The 15,083-nt window shown below is 72.2% G+C and carries 13 protein-coding genes; 4 read left to right on the forward strand and 9 right to left on the reverse strand.

Translation table 11 applies throughout. The features are described 5' to 3' along the window. Positions 1-106 precede the first annotated feature (106 nt). Together IEY95_RS25075 and IEY95_RS25080 are read right to left on the reverse strand one after the other, a co-directional pair. Positions 107-769 carry a response regulator transcription factor gene (locus IEY95_RS25075; protein WP_019073943.1) on the reverse strand — a complete coding sequence of 221 codons (663 nt, stop codon included), beginning with the start codon at positions 767-769 and terminating at the stop codon, positions 107-109. A 478-nt stretch (positions 770-1,247) separates the two neighbouring features. Beyond that, positions 1,248-1,916 carry a DUF3000 domain-containing protein gene (locus IEY95_RS25080; RefSeq protein WP_189188362.1) on the reverse strand — a complete coding sequence of 223 codons (669 nt, stop codon included), beginning with the start codon at positions 1,914-1,916 and terminating at the stop codon, positions 1,248-1,250. A 276-nt stretch (positions 1,917-2,192) separates the two neighbouring features. Between IEY95_RS25080 and hemE the strand changes: the two genes are divergently transcribed. Beyond that, on the forward strand, positions 2,193-3,260 hold the full coding sequence (gene hemE, locus IEY95_RS25085) for a uroporphyrinogen decarboxylase (RefSeq protein WP_189188363.1): 1,068 nt from the start codon (positions 2,193-2,195) through the stop codon (positions 3,258-3,260). A gap of 13 nt (positions 3,261-3,273) precedes the next feature. Here the strand turns inward: hemE and IEY95_RS25090 are convergent, their stop codons facing one another. Further along, the gene (locus IEY95_RS25090; protein WP_189188364.1) at positions 3,274-4,092 is read right to left on the reverse strand and encodes a rhomboid family intramembrane serine protease; all 819 of its coding nucleotides are present in this window, start codon (positions 4,090-4,092) and stop codon (positions 3,274-3,276) included. Positions 4,093-4,212: 120 nt separating this feature from the next. Here IEY95_RS25090 and IEY95_RS25095 point away from each other — a divergent pair, with 120 nt between their 5' ends. Beyond that, positions 4,213-4,545, forward strand: a complete 333-nt coding sequence (locus IEY95_RS25095; protein ID WP_189188365.1) for a hypothetical protein — start codon at positions 4,213-4,215, stop codon at positions 4,543-4,545. Positions 4,546-4,649: 104 nt separating this feature from the next. Here IEY95_RS25095 and IEY95_RS25100 read toward each other — a convergent pair whose 3' ends face one another. Both IEY95_RS25100 and IEY95_RS25105 read right to left on the reverse strand, forming a co-directional pair. Beyond that, the gene (locus tag IEY95_RS25100) at positions 4,650-6,059 is read right to left on the reverse strand and encodes an FAD-dependent oxidoreductase (protein ID WP_189188366.1); all 1,410 of its coding nucleotides are present in this window, start codon (positions 6,057-6,059) and stop codon (positions 4,650-4,652) included. A 27-nt stretch (positions 6,060-6,086) separates the two neighbouring features. Continuing rightward, positions 6,087-7,088 carry a DUF4349 domain-containing protein gene (locus IEY95_RS25105; RefSeq protein ID WP_189188367.1) on the reverse strand — a complete coding sequence of 334 codons (1,002 nt, stop codon included), beginning with the start codon at positions 7,086-7,088 and terminating at the stop codon, positions 6,087-6,089. Positions 7,089-7,261: 173 nt separating this feature from the next. On the opposite strand from IEY95_RS25105, the gene hemG reads away from it, so the two are divergent. Further along, a complete protein-coding gene (gene hemG / locus IEY95_RS25110) occupies positions 7,262-8,770 on the forward strand; it encodes a protoporphyrinogen oxidase (protein ID WP_189188368.1) in 1,509 nt (502 codons plus the stop codon). A gap of 294 nt (positions 8,771-9,064) precedes the next feature. Then, a complete protein-coding gene (gene hemQ, locus IEY95_RS25115; protein WP_189188369.1) occupies positions 9,065-9,784 on the forward strand; it encodes a hydrogen peroxide-dependent heme synthase in 720 nt (239 codons plus the stop codon). A 1-nt stretch (position 9,785) separates the two neighbouring features. Here hemQ and IEY95_RS25120 read toward each other — a convergent pair whose 3' ends face one another. The 4 genes from IEY95_RS25120 to IEY95_RS25135 all read right to left on the reverse strand — a co-directional run bounded on the left by IEY95_RS25120 (position 9,786) and on the right by IEY95_RS25135 (position 15,054). Continuing rightward, positions 9,786-11,498 carry an alpha/beta hydrolase gene (locus IEY95_RS25120; RefSeq protein ID WP_189188370.1) on the reverse strand — a complete coding sequence of 571 codons (1,713 nt, stop codon included), beginning with the start codon at positions 11,496-11,498 and terminating at the stop codon, positions 9,786-9,788. A 167-nt stretch (positions 11,499-11,665) separates the two neighbouring features. Beyond that, complete coding sequence (locus IEY95_RS25125; protein WP_189188371.1) at positions 11,666-12,451, reverse strand: TIGR04222 domain-containing membrane protein; 786 nt, start codon at positions 12,449-12,451, stop codon at positions 11,666-11,668. A 211-nt stretch (positions 12,452-12,662) separates the two neighbouring features. Beyond that, positions 12,663-13,430: a DUF4142 domain-containing protein gene (locus IEY95_RS25130; RefSeq protein WP_189188372.1), complete on the reverse strand. Its 768-nt coding sequence runs from the start codon at positions 13,428-13,430 to the stop codon at positions 12,663-12,665. Positions 13,431-13,680: 250 nt separating this feature from the next. Further along, positions 13,681-15,054, reverse strand: coding sequence for an MbnB/TglH/ChrH family RiPP precursor modification enzyme (locus tag IEY95_RS25135; protein ID WP_189188373.1), 1,374 nt, complete (start codon positions 15,052-15,054; stop codon positions 13,681-13,683). Positions 15,055-15,083 lie beyond the last annotated feature (29 nt).

A 15,083-nucleotide genomic window follows, 5' to 3' on the forward strand; every position in this document is an offset into this window, starting at 1 on the left:
GGAGGGCGCGGCTCACGGTCGGTGGGGGCTCGTTGCGGTCGGTGGAATCGGTTGTCCCCCCGGGCTCGGTGGATTCAGCTCGGTGGATTCAGTGGATTCAGTGGATTCAGTGGATGATCCCGGTGCGCAGGGCCACCGCCACCATCCCGGCGCGGTCGCCCGTGCCGAGCTTGCGCGCGATGCGGGCGAGGTGGCTCTTGACGGTCAGCGCGGACAGGCCCATGGAGACGCCGATGGCCTTGTTCGACTGGCCCTCCGCGACCAGGCGAAGGACCTCGACCTCGCGGCCGGACAGCTCGCGGTAGCCGCCCGGGTGGCTCGGGGCGCCCGGGGGGCGGCGGTGCATACGGGCGGCGGCCGAGCCGATGGGTGCGGCGCCGGGCCGGGTGGGGAGCCCGACGTTCGTACGGGTGCCGGTGACGACGTAGCCCTTGACGCCGCCCGCGAGGGCGTTGCGTACGGCGCCGATGTCATCGGCGGCGGAGAGGGCGAGGCCGTTGGGCCAGCCCGCGGCTCGGGTCTCGGAAAGGAGGGTGAGGCCGGAACCATCCGGCAGGTGGACGTCGGCGACGCAGATGTCGCGCGGGTTGCCGATTCGGGGGCGGGCCTCCGCGACGGACGACGCCTCGATGACGTCGCGCACTCCGAGCGCCCACAGATGGCGGGTGACGGTGGAGCGGACCCGGGGGTCGGCCACGACCACCATGGCGGTCGGCTTGTTCGGGCGGTAGGCGACCAGGCTTGCGGGCTGCTCGAGGAGAACGGACACCAGGCCTCCTGGGGTGCGGGACGGGAGCGGCTATGGGGATGGAGCCGCGACGAACCGTGCTTTCAAGGTCACAGACCTCTTCGGCACCAAACCCCTCGTCCTTTAGAGAATGATCACGATTTGGTGAGTAACAATCCGTGCAATTCGGACACGCGATCGATCATCCGAAGATCGAACCGAGTCGCTCCGCGTCAATACGCGGCCGAAAGTGGCCGTATCGACAAAGAACCGGTAAGAGTCGGCGAGGGGTGCGCGAGTCGCCGTGCGGGTCCGCGCCTACCGCTGCTCTCCTGGACTCGGCGGGACCGCGGGCACGGCGACGTCAGCAGGACTGCGGCCACGGTGACGTCAGCGGGACTGCGGCCACGGTGACGTCAGCGGGACTGCGGCCACGGTGACGTCAGCGGCACTGCGGCCACGGTGACGTCAGCGGGACTGCGGCCACGGTGACGTCAGCGGCACTGCGGCCACGGTGACGTCAGCGGGACTGCGGTCCCCGGCGCTGCGGAAGGGAGACCACCGACGCGTCGCCCGGGGTCACCGGCGGGAGCCCGGCGACCTGGCACAGCAGATCGCACCACGCCGCGAGGTGCGTGGCCGTGTCCGGGACGCCGCCCAGGCCCTCCCGGGGGGTCCACGACGCCCGGATCTCGATCTGGGAGGCGGCCGGGCGCTCAGCGAGGCCGCCGAAGTAGTGCGAGCTCGCGCGCGTGACCGTGCCGCTCGCCTCGCCGTACGACAGACCACGGGCCTGGAGTGCGCCGGTCAGCCACGACCAGCAGACCTCCGGGAGCAGCGGGTCGGCGGCCATCTCCAGCTCCAGCTCCGCGCGGACCAGGGTTACCAGGCGGAAGGAACCCTGCCAGGCGTCGTGCCCCGCCGGGTCGTGCAGCAGCACGAGCCGGCCGTCGGCCAGATCCTCGTCGTCCGCGACGACCGCGGCCTCCAGCGCGTACGCGTATGGGGCCAGGCGCTGCGGCGGGCGCGTCGGGTCGATCTCGATCTCCGGCCGCAGCCGCGCGGCCCTCAGCGCTTCGACGGCTGCCCGGAAGGGCAGCGGAGCCGTCTCCGTCGCATCCCGCTCCCCCTCCTTCGCGTCGTCCATTCCGCCAGCGCCGTCCGACAGTCGTCCCTGAGCCGCAGCCATGCGGGGAAGATTAAGGGGAACGGAGGCTCCGCGCAGGGAGAGACACCCGTGCCTCCGACGGTTCGGCGGGAACGGCTCGGTTTCGCCGTGTTCGTGACGTTGACCGGGTGTGGCCGTGGGCGGTTCGTCCCCGGGGTCCGGTCGTGTGGGGCGCTGCGGGTGGTCCCCGGCCGCTCGCGCCCGCGCGACGGAGCCGCACGATGTCACCGGCCTCGCGTCCCTTCGCCACGCTGCCCCCGGAATGGGGCGCCGGTCGGCCGTGCGAGACTTTCCGTCGTGAGTGCCAACCACAGCCCCGCCGGGCAGCAGCCGACAGCCACGTACGAGTCCGCCTTCCTCAAGGCGTGCAGGCGCGAACCCGTGCCGCACAGGCCGGTGTGGTTCATGCGGCAGGCCGGACGCTCGCTGCCCGAGTACCTCAAGGTGCGCGAGGGCATCCCCATGCTGGAGTCCTGCATGCGGCCCGAGCTGGTCGCCGAGATCACGCTCCAGCCGGTGCGCAGGCACAACGTGGACGCGGCGATCTACTACAGCGACATCGTCGTCCCGCTGAAGGCCATCGGCATTGACCTCGAGATCAAGCCGGGTGTCGGCCCCGTCGTCCAGAATCCGATCCGTACCCGCGCCGATCTGGCCCAGCTGCGCGATCTGACCCCCGAGGACGTCAGCTACGTCACCGAGGCGATCGGCCTGCTCACGGCCGAACTCGGCGCCACCCCCCTCATCGGCTTCGCGGGCGCGCCTTTCACCCTCGCGAGCTATCTCGTGGAGGGCGGTCCGTCCAAGAACCACGAGCACACCAAGGCGCTCATGTACGGCGACCCGCAGCTGTGGGCCGACCTGCTCGACCGCCTCGCCGAGATCACGTCCGCCTTCCTGAAGGTGCAGATCGAGGCGGGCGTCAGCGCCGTCCAGCTCTTCGACTCCTGGGTCGGCGCCCTGGCACCCGCCGACTACCGCCGCTCGGTGATGCCCGCGTCCACCAAGGTCTTCGAGGCCGTCGCCTCCTACGGCGTCCCGCGCATCCACTTCGGCGTCGGCACCGGTGAGCTGCTCGGCCTCATGGGCGAGGCGGGCGCGGACGTGGTCGGCGTCGACTGGCGCGTCCCGCTCGACGAGGCCGCCCGCCGCGTCGGCCCCGGCAAGGCCCTCCAGGGCAACCTCGACCCGGCCGTCCTCTTCTCCACCACCGAGGCCGTCCAGGCCAAGACCCGCGAGGTCCTCGACGCCGCCGCCGGTCTCGAAGGCCATGTCTTCAACCTCGGCCACGGCGTCCTGCCGACCACTGACCCGGACGCGCTGACCCGGCTCGTGGAGTACGTCCACACGCAGACCGCGCGCTGACCTCCCGCCGCTGTCACCAGCTGGGCCGCGCCCGCCTGCCCCACAGCAGGCTGCGCGGCTCCGGTGGGGGCGGGGTGCCCGGGCGGAGCGGCCAGGCGAGCAGCATGCCGGCGAGGAAGCCGACCACGTGCGCGGCATACGCCACCGTTCCCGCGGTCGAGACGCCGCCGCCGGACGAGTACACGGCCTGCAGCACGAACCAGAAGCCCAGCACCATCCATGCGGGCAGCCGCAGCGGCAGGAAGATCAGGAACGGGACGAGGACCCAGACCCTGGCCTTCGGGTAGAGCACCAGGTAGGCGCCGAGGACGCCGGCGATCGCTCCCGAGGCGCCGATCAGGGGGTCGCCGGAGTCCTCGTTCAACAGCGCGTAGCCGTACGCCGCCGCGTAGCCGCAGGCCACGTAGAACAGCGTGAACCGCACATGTCCCATGCGGTCCTCGATGTTGTTGCCGAAGATCAGCAGGAACAGCATGTTGCCCAGCAGATGCAGCCAGCTGCCGTGCAGGAACATCGCCGTGAACACCGACAGCGGCGGCGACTTGTCGTAGTCCGGCGGGCCCACCACGCAGCCGGCCCCGTGCGGGCCGAGACCGACGTCGCCCGTGGGTACGAGGCGCGGCATCTGATGGTGGATCAACTCCTGTGGCACCGCGGCGTAGTGGTCCAGGAACGCCTGCAGATGGCACAGCTGGGACAGGCCGCTGTCGCCCGCCACCGATCCGGCGATGCCGGGGGTGTAGAGGAACACGAGAACGTTGGCGGCGATCAGCGCGTACGTCACAAAGGGCGTGCGCCGTACCGGGTTCACGTCATGGACGGGTATGACCACAAGGAACTAGTGCCCTCGATGCGCCGTCACTGAACGCCGCCGTCCCCGCGTGCGTATGTCTCCTCAACCGCCCGCGCCGCGACGAAGACGCGACGCGAGGAAGACGTGAGGACACAGGCGATGAACGAGCGAGTTACTCCTCCGATGCATGCCCTGCCCGACGGTGAGGCGGAGATCGCCCTGGTGCTGCACCTGCCCTGGGAGGACGTCGCCGCGCTCGGCCAGGAGGCGGGCCGGCTCGCGGCGCGTCTGCAGCGTCCGGTGACGCTCGACGAGGCCGTCAGCCACCGGTTGCGGTCCGCGCGGCCGGCGGCTCACGCGAAGCCGGCGCAGTCGCCGCCCGCGGTCGCCGCGCCGGCGTCGGTGTCGTCGCTGCCGGCGCGACCGCCCGCGGAGCAGGCCCGGCAGGCCATCGACCGGATCAACGGGACCGGGCAGCACGAATCCGCGTAGGTCCGCCCCGTAGGTCCGCGGAAAACCGCGGGCCGTCCTTGGTCGCGCGCACGCGGCGGAGCCGCACAATGTCGCGGCCCCGCAACCCCGTTGGGGTGCTCCCCTTACGCGGGGTTCCTGCGTACCGCCGCCACCGCCTTGCGGGCGGCGACCAGCACGGGGTCCCACACGGGTGAGAACGGGGGCGCGTAACCCAGGTCCAGTGCTGTCATCTGTTCCACCGTCATGCTCGCGGTCAGAGCGACCGCGGCGATGTCGACGCGCTTCGCCGCGCCCTCGCGGCCGACGATCTGTACACCGAGCAGCCGTCCGGTGCGGCGCTCGGCGAGCATCTTCACCGTCATGAGGGCGGCGTTCGGGTAGTAGCCCGCACGGCTGGTCGACTCGACGGTGACGGTCTCGAACTGCAGGCCCGCCCGGTGCGCGTCCTTCTCGCGCAGCCCGGTGCGGGCGATCTCCAGGTCGCAGACCTTGCTCACCGCCGTGCCGACGACACCGGGGAAGGTGGCGTACCCGCCGCCCACGTTGGAACCGATGACCTGCCCGTGCTTGTTGGCGTGCGTGCCCAGCGCGATGTGCCGCTCGCGCCCGGAGACCAGGTCGAGCACCTCGACGCAGTCGCCGCCGGCCCAGATGTTCTCGTGGCCGCGCACCCGCATCGCCAGATCGGTGAGCAGCCCGCCGTGGTCGCCGAGGGGCAGCCCGGCCGCCTTGGCGAGCGTCGTCTCGGGGTGTACGCCGATGCCGAGCACGACCACGTCCGCCGGGTACTCGGCGTCCTCCGTGGCCACCGCCCGGACCCGCCCGTCCTCGCCGGTCAGCAGCTTGGTGACCTCGGCGTCGTTGACCATGATGATGCCCAGGCCCTCCATGGCCGTGTGCACCAGGCGGCCCATGTCCGGGTCGAGCGTGGACATCGGCTCCTTGCCGCGGTTGACGACCGTCACCTCGTACCCGCGGTTGATGAGCGCCTCGGCCATCTCCACGCCGATGTACCCCGCGCCCACGACCACCGCCCGGCGGCCCTCCGTCGCCGCCAGCGTGTCGAGCAGGGCCTGCCCGTCGTCCAGGGTCTGGACGCCGTGCACGCCCGGCGCGTCGGCGCCCGGCAGGTCGGGGCGGATCGGGCGCGCGCCGGTCGCGATCACGAGCTTGTCGTACGACGTCCACTCCTCGGCCCCGGATTCGAGGTCCCGGGAGCGCACGCGGGCGCCCGCGACGTCGATCCCGGTGACCTCCGTACGCATCCGCAGGTCGATGGCGCGCTCCCGGTGCTCCTCGGGCGTCCGCGCGATCAACTGGTTCCGCTCGGGGACGTCGCCGCCCACCCAGTACGGGATGCCGCATGCGGAGTAGGACGTGAAGTGCCCCCGCTCGAACGCCACGATCTCCAGCTCGTCCGGCCCCCGCAGCCGGCGCGCCTGTGACGCGGCGGACATGCCCGCCGCGTCACCGCCGATCACGACCAGTCGCTCTTTCGCCCTGTCAGTCCCGCTCGTACGACTCATGGTCATGGGAACACGCTACGCGGGCCCCGAATTTCACTCCTCCTCGCCGCCCTCTCCGCCGCCGCGCACGGGCGGGGCCACCGGCAGCGACGCCGCGGCGGCCGGAGCCGGAGCCGGGGCCGGGCGGCGCGGCAGCCGGGGCCGCACGAGACGCATCCACACCAGGACGATCAGCGCCAGGCCCGCCGCGAACGGGAGCACCGCGCCGATCGCGAGCGCGAGCCAGCGCAGCATCGTGACCAGCACATGCCAGCCGCCGCTGAGCGCGTCCACGAAGCCCGGGTCCTCGTCCTTCTTCTCGGCCTTCTTCACCGGGGTCTCGGACAGCGAGAGCGTGATCGTGGCCAGCCCGGTGCGGTCCTTCAGGGACGCCTGCTGCGCGAGCAGCGCCTCCAGATCGGACTCACGGCTGCTCAACTCCCCTTCCAGGGTGACCACATCGCTCAGCTTGGTCGCCTGGTCCATCAGTTCGCGGACCCGGGCCACACTGGCGCGCTGCGACTTGATCCGGCTCTCCACGTCCACGACCTGGTCGGTGACGTCCTGTGCCTTGGCCGTCCGCTCGACGACCTTGCCCGCGCCCTCCAGATCGGCCAGCACCTGGTCGTACCGCTCGGTGGGCACGCGCAGCACGAGACGGGTGCGCTCGTGGCCCTTCTCGTCGCGGGTGGTGGTCTCGTTGCCCACGTAGCCGCCGGCGTTCTCGGCCGTGGTGCGGGCCTCGTCCAGGGCCTTGGGTACGTCCTTGACCTGCACGGTCAGGGAGGCGGTGCGGATGATGTGGCTCGCGGTCACCTTGGGCGGGGCGGTGGCCTTGGAGTCGTTCGCCGCGCCGCTGCCCGCGGCGCCCGAGTCCGCCTTCTCCGCCGCGCCCGGGGCGGCGGCCTTGTCGGCGGCTCCGCCGGCGTCGCTGGACGAGGTGTCGTTGGCGCCGCTGCAGCCCGCCAGCGCGAGGACGGCGGCGAGGAGCATCCCCGCCAGAGCATGGACAGGGCGTAGGGAACGTCCGGAGCGTGCGGAGCTTCGAGTGCGCATATGGGCTACCCCCGAGGGTCGTGACAACTGTGCCGTGCCGACTGACGCTCCTTCGACGCCCGAGTGGGCCGGGACGTTGGCCGGATCCGGTCCCGATGCGGTCACAGTCGGGACTCGCACAGGACACCGGGACTCATGGCGGGCGTGTCAGTGAGGTCTGAGAAGGTGGAGGCATGCGCGCACAGGAGACTCGTACGGGTACGGGACACGTCGTGGTCATCGGGGGCGGGATCGCGGGACTGGCCGCCGCCCACCGATTGCTGGACCGCGGGGCGCGCGTGACCGTCCTGGAGGCGTCGGACCGCGTCGGCGGCAAGCTGCTGCCCGGCGAGATCGCCGGCGCGCGCGTCGACCTGGGCGCCGAGTCGATGCTCGCGCGCCGCCCCGAGGCGGTGGCCCTGGCCCGCGAGGTGGGCCTCGCCGACCGCCTCCAGCCCCCCGCGACCGCGACGGCCTCCCTCTGGACCCGCGGCGCGCTGCGCCCGATGCCCAAGGGCCACGTCATGGGCGTCCCGGGCGCCGCGTCCGCCCTCGCCGGCGTCCTCTCCGAGGATGGCCTGCGCCGCATCGAGCGCGACGCCGACCTGCCCCGCACCGAGGTGGGCGACGACGTGGCGGTGGGGGAGTACGTGGCGGCCCGCCTCGGCCGCGAGGTCGTCGACCGCCTGGTCGAGCCCCTCCTGGGCGGTGTCTACGCCGGCGACGCCTACCGCATCTCCATGCGTCTGGCCGTCCCCCAGCTCTTCGCCGCCGCCCACACCCACACCTCCCTGACGGAGGCGGTCCGCGAGATCCAGACCAAGGCCGCCGCCACACAGCAGACGGGCCCGGTCTTCATGGGCATCGACGGCGGCGTCGGGCAACTGCCGCTCGCGGTCGCGGAGTCGGTGAGGGCTCGCGGGGGCGAGATCCTGACCGGGATGCCGGTGACCGAGCTCCGCAGGACCGGGGCGGCGGGTCCGGGCGGTGACGGCTCGCCGCTCGCGGCGGACTCCGCGGAGGAGCGGCCGCACGCGGCGTGGCGTGTTGTCGCAGGAAGCCCGGGACGCCCCGGAAGCCTTGGGAGCGGAAGCCTTGGGAGCGGTGGAAGCCGAGTCCTGTACGCCGATGGCGTCGTCGTGGCCCTGCCCGCCTCGGCCGCCGCCGCGCTCCTGCGTGCCGAGGCGCCCGCAGCCGCGGCCGAGCTGGCCGCCGTGGAGTACGCCTCCATGGCGCTCGTCACCCTCGCCTATCGCCGTGCCGACGTCGCCCTGCCCGAAGGGAGCGGTTTCCTGGTGCCGCCCGTCGACGGGCACACCATCAAGGCGTCCACCTTCGCCTCCCAGAAGTGGGGCTGGATCGCCGAGGCGAACCCCGATCTGCTCGTGCTGCGCACCTCCGTCGGGCGGTACGGAGAGACGGAGGTGCTCGGACGGGAGGACGCCGACCTCGTCCAGGTGTCCCGGCACGACCTGCGGGAAGCGACCGGCCTGGACGCCCAGCCCCTCGCGAACCGGGTGACACGGTGGGACGACGGGCTGCCGCAGTACCCGGTCGGGCACCATGCCCGAGTGGCCCGCATCCGCGAGCACGTCGGCAAGCTCCCCGGCCTAGCCGTGTGCGGCGCGGCGTACGACGGGGTCGGCATCCCCGCGTGCATCGCGAGCGCGTACGCGGCCGTGGACCAGCTCGGCCGGGAGTGAGCCGCAGGGGCGCGCCGGTGTCGAAAGACCGAGCGCGCGGGGGCCCGAAGGGCTGAGCGCGGTCGAGCTCCGGACACGGGCTGAAGCGCCCCTGGGGGCGCACGAGCCAAAGAACTGGAGCGCCCCGGAGGCGCACGAGCCAAAGAACTGGAGCGCCCCGGAGGCGAACAAGCCAAAGAAGCTGGAGCGCCCCGGAGGCGAACGAGCCAAAGAAGGAGGGCGACCTCGGCGGACCGGACGGCCCGATCGCGAACCCGGTGCAGAGTCCGCACGGCGGCGCGGGAGAATGGACCCATGAGTGACGACGCCCCCGCCAAGATCCCGAACGCCGGCAAGAAGGCCAAGGACCTCAATGAGGTCATCCGCTACACCCTGTGGTCCGTCTTCAAATTGCGCGACGTGCTCCCCGAGGACCGCTCCGGCTACGCCGACGAGGTCCAGGAGCTCTTCGCCCAGCTCGCCGCGAAGGACGTCACCGTCCGCGGCACGTACGACCTGTCGGGGCTGCGCGCCGACGCCGACCTGATGATCTGGTGGCACGCCGAGACGAGCGACCAGCTCCAGGAGGCGTTCAACCTCTTCCGCCGCACCAAGCTGGGCCGTGCCCTGGAGCCGGTCTGGTCGAACATGGCGCTGCACCGCCCCGCCGAGTTCAACCGCTCGCACATCCCGGCGTTCCTCGCCGACGAGACGCCGCGCAACTATGTGAGCGTCTACCCCTTCGTGCGCTCCTACGACTGGTACCTGCTGCCCGACGAGGACCGCCGCCGTATGCTCGCCGACCACGGCAAGATGGCCCGCGGCTACCCGGACGTGCGGGCCAACACGGTCGCCTCGTTCTCGCTGGGCGACTACGAGTGGATCCTCGCCTTCGAGGCCGACGAGCTGTCCCGCATCGTCGACCTCATGCGTCACCTCCGTGCCTCCGAGGCCCGGATGCACGTCCGCGAGGAGGTCCCGTTCTACACGGGCCGCCGCAAGGACATCGCCGAACTGGTCGCGGGCCTCGCCTAGGTCAGGGCGCCTGCCGGGTGGTCTTCGAGTCCGCGGTGTGCTGAGAGCCCATCGAGTCCTGCGAGTCCTGCGAGTCCTTCGCGCTCGCCGCGTTCCCTGAGGTCTCTTCGCTCGTCGAACGATCGCCCGGCGCGACCGCCTTCGGCTCCGCGTGCGGCGCGCACCCCGTGCGCCGCGCCGGGAGCCGACCCTCCAGCAGATACGCGTCCAGGTAACCGTTGACGCACTGGTTGGGCCCGCCCCCGATCCCGTGCGTCCCGGACTCCTTCTCGGTCACCAGGACCGAGCCGGACAGCCGCCGCTGCAGCTCCCGGGCCCCTTCGTACGGGGTCGCCGCGTCCCGTTCGGCCGCGAGGATCAGGGTCGGCGGCAGCGCCCCGGGCCGCGTCCGTACGTCGAGGGGCTTCTGCCGCGGCACCGGCCAGTACGCGCACGGCAGGTTCGTCCACACGTTGTCCCAGGTCTCGAACGGCGCCATGCGTGCGAGGCGCGTGTTGTCGCGGTCCCAGGTGCGCCAGTCGGCCGGCCAGGAGGCGTCGTTGCACTCGACCGCCGTGTAGACCGCGTTGCCGTTCTCCTGCTCGGCCGCCGCGTCCGGAGACGGACCGGCCTGCTCGATCAGCGGCTTCGGGTCGCCCTTCAGATAGGCGGAGAGCGCCGTGGCGCGCTGCGGCCAGTAGTCGTCGAAGTACCCGGCCTCCAGGAACGCGCCCTGCAACTGCGCGGGCCCCACCTTGCCGCCCGCGGGCGAGGCGGCGAGCTGCGCACGCACCTTCTCGTAGCTGTGCCGTACTTCTTCGGGTGTGCCACCGAGCCCGTACACGTCGTCGTGTTTGGCGACCCAGGTGCGGAAGTCGGTCCAGCGGCGCTCGAACGCGACCGACTGGTCGAGGTTGTTCCGGTACCAGATCAGGTCGGGGTCGGGATTCACCGCCGAGTCGAAGACCATCCGGCGTACGTGCGAGGGGAAGAGCGTCGCGTAGAGGGCACCGAAGTACGTCCCGTACGAGGCGCCCATGAAGGTCAGCTTCGGCTCGCCGAGCGCGGCGCGCAGTACCTCCAGGTCGCGAGCGTTGTTGAGCGAGGTGTAGTGGCGCAGGGCGCTGCCCGAGCGCTCGGCGCACCCGCGCGCGTACGCCTTCGCCTCGGCGATGCGCTCCTGCTTGTACGACTCCGAGGGGAACGTCGGCGCCTGCGAGGGTGCCTTCACAAAGCGCTTCGGGTCCTGGCAGGACAGCGGCGCGGAGCGGTCGACCCCGCGCGGTGCGTAGCCGACGAGGTCGTACGCCGCCGCGATGCGCTGCCACGCGGGCAGGAACCCCGCCAGCGGGAAGTCCATGCTGGAGGCGCCCGGGCCGCCGGGGTTGTAGACGAGGGAGCCCTGTCGCGGCACCTTCCGCTTCGAGTTCTTCGCGTCCTTGCCGCTGGCCTTGACGCGGCTGACGGTCAGCTTGATCCGCTTCCCGTCGGGGTGGGCGTAGTCGAGGGGCACCGTGACCGTGCCGCACTGGAGGCTGCCCGGGGCGTCCTGCTCCTTGGCGCACTTTCCGAAGTGGATGCCCGTGGCCGCGGCGCGGTCGGCGGCGACGGCGGTGCCGCGCATCTCGGCCGAGCCTGCCGGATCCTGCCAGGCCGGTTGGCCGGTCGCCGGAGCGGCGACGAGGGCGGTCAGGAGCATGGACCCTGCGGTTCCGTGGAGGACGGCGGCTCTCATCGCGAATCCCTTCAACGCGCGGCAGCGACAAAAGGGATGTTTCGTTCGGTGATTGGCGAAGTAAAGCACCGGGCCGCCGGTGTCGGCCCCTATGACCCCGATGCGCCCCCCTGGGGCGCCCGGAGCCCCTTTTTGCGAGCCGCCCCTCAGCCCCTTGCCGGGATCCTTCACCAGCCCCTTCGCTCGGGGCTGCGGTCGCGGTGCGTGAACGCCGCGCGCAGGTCCGGCTCGCCGATCGCGCGGACACCGCGGACGGCGACGGAGGTGAGATACGTACGGTCGTCGTCGGCGTCGTCGGCGCGCCGGGCGAGGGTGCCGAGCAGCCGCTGTCCGGCCGGGGAGGCCCAGCGGGTGTAGGGATGCACCTCGATGCGGGCGATGGCGAGGCAGCTCAGTGTGAGGACCAGCGGGAGCGCGAACCAGACCGCGACCGGGACCTCGTTCCCGGTGGTCTGGGCGGGCAGCAGCAGGGCCACGGCCCCCAGCGCGAGGACGGCCGCCGCGGCGGCCTGGACCTGGCGGACGGCACCGGCGATGGTGGTGCGGGCGCCGTCGGGGACGGCGAGGCCCGCCGCGACCAGGTGGTCGGCGAGGCGGCGAACCGAGTCCGCGGCGGCCGCGGTCGTGCGTACGGGTGCGATCCGGGACTGACCCTCCGGGCCGATGGCTCCTATGACCGAGCGCTCCATGTCGTCGCGCCCGCGTGGGTCCACGACGGTCGCCCAGCCGGTGTGCGCGAGCAGCAGCCGGCGCTGGCGGGCCATCGACACCAGGGTCAGATCGGCGACCCGGGCGGGGCCGCCGGAGAGGAACGCCGCCTCGTACAGCGTGAGGTCGTGCCCGCGGGCCGCGTTCGCGTCGACTGCCGCCGCGCGTACGGCCGCCAGGCACAGCCGGGTGCAGGAGGTGCCGGCCGCGGCCCAGGCCAGGAGCAGGAGAAGGACCCAGAACATGGCGTTTTTCTATGCCAAGGGCCGGGCGGGCGCCATGGGTTATTCACCATGTGGACGGAGCGTTGCCGGTATGTGACGTTCCGCCGTGCTCGCGCTCCCACTCGGAGTGCGGCTTCTCCGCTTGGTTCTGCGCGGCGCCCGTGGAGCCCTGCGGGGCTAGGGGGTTTCTGATGGATCTCCGGCGACGCCGCGGAGATCCATCAGAAACCCCCTAAGGAGTTGAGGAGGGCTTGGCGCGCGAGGCGGCCGGCGGCAGGGGGTAGCCCGACGACGGGGTCACCGGGATCGGCGAGCCCGGGGACTGCGTAGGGCCGGGCGGGGCCGGGGAGTTGGTGAGCGGCGGCGGACTCGCGGTGGCCGCGTCCTGGGCGAGGGCGTCGAAGTCGACGTATCCGGTGGCCTCGAGGACCTTGATGTGGTCGAGCACGGTGGTGTTCGCGTCGTCGGCGAGGTCGCGTACGAGCGAGTTGCGGGTGTTCGCGCGGACCTGGGCGACCACGGAGAAGACCTTGCCGTGAGCCTTGCGCAGGATGTTCGCGAACTTCTGGTCGTAGTCCGTGCCGTGCGCCGCGCTCAGCGTGGCCAGCCATTGCTGCTGCTGCGGGTTGGGCTGGTTGGGCAGCTCCAGGCCGAGCCGCGCGGCGACATTGCGGACTCGGGCGTCCAGGAACGTGTGGCCCTCGATGAGGTGCTCGCCCGCCGTGCGCACGGCCTGGGTGGTGCCGCGCTCCTGGGCCTGCTGGCCCGCGGGCAGCTCCCACAGTCCGGCCAGCCGGACCTTGGTGATGAATTCCCGGTCCAGGGCAGACAGCGGACCGAACTGGGTCGACACGGTCTGTGCGTTCAAGGTGTCCAGGCCGGTGCCGGAGCGGTCCGCGTACGACCAGACCGGAAAGACCAGCGCGACCAGGGTCGCCGTGAGGCCCGTGATGACGAGCCCGGTGCCACTGACCAATCCGGTGCGGTTGATGGATCGCATGGTGCCTCCTGCTTGCGGCACCGCACGCTAGTGCGCTTCGGGTGCGAGTTGGCATATTACTGCGGGCGCTACGCCAACTGCCGTACGTGGAGAAGGGATTGGCCGGGGGGTGAAACGCGCCGGATGCGGTACTTCAGGCGCACGCCAGACCACCTCAAAGCCGTGGAAACCGGGCACGCACATCCGTCGCACAGGGGGCCGTGTTAACCCCGGCACACTCCCCGGCGGTGCGGGGCCGCCGCACGCGTACTCAGCGGCGCAGCAGCACCCGGCGGGTGGCGCGGGCCAGCCGGGCCGTGGGGCGCTGCGACAGCGGGGCCGGGCCCGAGCGCGCCAGCCACCAGTCGCGCAGCCGGCGCCGCGTCTCCGCGTCCTCGGGGCGTCCCGCGAGGAGCAGCTGTTCGGCGAAGTCGAGGGCGTCGCGCCGGTAACCCCCGGTCATCGGATGCCCTTGCGCATACGCGAGAAACGCCGGCCGGTACCCCTCCGCCAGGATCTCCGGCAGCTCCGCGGCCACCTTCGCGACCACGTCCGCCCGCTTGGCGGCGAGCGCCCGCGCCTGCACCCCGAGCCGTACCCGGTCGAACCCCTCGGGCACGGGGGTGCCCGCGACGAGCGCGGACAGCAGCGCGGCCTGTGCCAGCGCGAGCCGCTGCCGGGCGGGGGCGGAGTCCTGCGCTCCGGCCGCTCCGGCTGCTCCGGAGGGAGAACCTGCTGCGTCCGAGGCGTCCGAGGCGTCCGAGGCGCCCAAGGCGACTGAGAGGTCCGAGGGGTTCACGGGAGCGGCACTCGTGGCCTTCTCCAGGGTCCCCCGAATCGCCCCCAGTTCCCTTTCGAGCTCCCCGGGCTCCGGAAAGTTCTCGTCCCGTTCGAGGAGGACCCCCGGCGGGCTCACCCGGGAGGCGAGGTCCGCCAGAATGTCCAGGACCTGCCGGGGCACGGGGTGGGCGTGACTGTCGTGCCAGACGCCGTCGCGTTCGAAGCCGCCGGCGACGTGGACGTAGGCGATGGCTTCGACCGGGAGTTCGTCGAGGGCCTTGGCGGGGTCCTCGCCTCGGTTGACGTGGTTGGTGTGGAGGTTGGCGACATCGATGAGAAGGCGTACGCCGGTGCGGTCGACCAGGTCGTAGAGGAACTGGCCCTCCGTCATCTCCTCGCCGGGCCACGAGATCAGCGCGGCGATGTTCTCCACCGCGAGCGGAACGGGCAGGGCGTCCTGCGCGATACGGATGTTCTCGCACAGCACGTCCAGGGCGTCCCGGGTGCGGGGGACCGGCAGCAGATGCCCGGCCTCCAGCAGCGGCGAGGCGGTGAGCGGCCCGCCGGCCCGTACGAAGGCGATGTGCTCCGTGACGAGCGGTGAGCCGAGCGCCTCGGCCCGCTCGGCGAGCGCGGTGAGGCGGGACTCGTCGGGCCGGTCCGCGCCGCCGAGGCCGAGCGAGACCCCGTGCGGCACGACCGTGACCCCGCGCTCGCGCAGCCGCAGCAGCGACTCGGGGAGATGCCCGGGGCACAGGTTCTCGGCCACGGCCTCGACCCAGTCGATGCCGGGCATGCGCTCCACGGCCTCGGCGATCTCCGGCCGCCACCCGATTCCCGTCCCCAGTTGCGTCAGCTGCTTCATGTCCCCTCCTCCGTCAACTCCGTCAACAA

The organism is Streptomyces albiflavescens (genome assembly GCF_014645835.1).
Taxonomy (GTDB): Bacteria; Actinomycetota; Actinomycetes; order Streptomycetales; family Streptomycetaceae; genus Streptomyces; species Streptomyces albiflavescens.

Bases quoted from the DNA above. Each gene is read 5' to 3' on its own strand.
- IEY95_RS25100 (WP_189188366.1), bottom strand. From the start codon at position 6,059: ATGACCATGAGTCGTACGAGCGGGACTGACAGGGCGAAAGAGCGACTG.
- IEY95_RS25130 (WP_189188372.1), bottom strand. From the start codon at position 13,430: ATGCGATCCATCAACCGCACCGGATTGGTCAGTGGCACCGGGCTCGTC.
- hemG (WP_189188368.1), top strand. From the start codon at position 7,262: ATGCGCGCACAGGAGACTCGTACGGGTACGGGACACGTCGTGGTCATC.
- IEY95_RS25095 (WP_189188365.1), top strand. From the start codon at position 4,213: ATGAACGAGCGAGTTACTCCTCCGATGCATGCCCTGCCCGACGGTGAG.
- IEY95_RS25120 (WP_189188370.1), bottom strand. From the start codon at position 11,498: ATGAGAGCCGCCGTCCTCCACGGAACCGCAGGGTCCATGCTCCTGACC.
- hemQ (WP_189188369.1), top strand. From the start codon at position 9,065: ATGAGTGACGACGCCCCCGCCAAGATCCCGAACGCCGGCAAGAAGGCC.
- IEY95_RS25125 (WP_189188371.1), bottom strand. From the start codon at position 12,451: ATGTTCTGGGTCCTTCTCCTGCTCCTGGCCTGGGCCGCGGCCGGCACC.
- IEY95_RS25135 (WP_189188373.1), bottom strand. From the start codon at position 15,054: ATGAAGCAGCTGACGCAACTGGGGACGGGAATCGGGTGGCGGCCGGAG.
- IEY95_RS25080 (WP_189188362.1), bottom strand. From the start codon at position 1,916: ATGGCTGCGGCTCAGGGACGACTGTCGGACGGCGCTGGCGGAATGGAC.
- IEY95_RS25105 (WP_189188367.1), bottom strand. From the start codon at position 7,088: ATGCGCACTCGAAGCTCCGCACGCTCCGGACGTTCCCTACGCCCTGTC.